Consider the following 567-nt stretch of genomic DNA (forward strand, 5'->3'; position numbering starts at 1 on the left):
TTCCGGTACCGCCGGCGAACTGCGCTACGAGCTCGTGGACGGCAACACTGTAGTCTCCGCCGATACGAACGGCGATGGCAATGCCGATTTCGACGTGACGCTCAATGGCGCCCATATCATGCATGGATCCGACTTCAACCTCTGAACCCGGTCATTGACGATGCGCCCGGATGCAGGTCATTCGGGCGCACTCGCCCGCAAGAAGCGCACACTTCGTTCAATTAAAAAGTGGAATGACTATTCTATACTACTTTTCGTCTGTATATGAAAAACCTTCAGTAATGTAAATTAACACTCAGCCGGTTTCTTTTCTGCTTAGCACTTGCAAATTCAAAGCAAATCAGTTGAGTTATCACTATGCGGCGGGCGTGGGCGTAAGAACAAAGAAATACATTCCATTTCATATTGATCGGCAAGTCATCTCTGGTGGCGGGCCGGTTTTTGTTGCGCCGGGGATAGCCCGACTCGATCCGAAACTCGGTCTGGACAGGACAGAACCTCGAACTCACGATTTTCCCGAAAACCACTTGGCGAAACGGTGCTGGTTTTGTATGGATGGCTCAATGG

General features: G+C 50.6%; 1 protein-coding gene. It reads left to right on the forward strand.

All coding sequences use genetic code 11. From position 1 onward, the window contains the following. Positions 1-344 precede the first annotated feature (344 nt). Positions 345-567 (forward strand): hypothetical protein (locus AC1D0P_RS27500; protein ID WP_477679627.1); only part of this gene is annotated, 223 nt, incomplete at its 3' end.

It is taken from the genome of Polaromonas sp. P1_G2 (assembly GCF_056405515.1).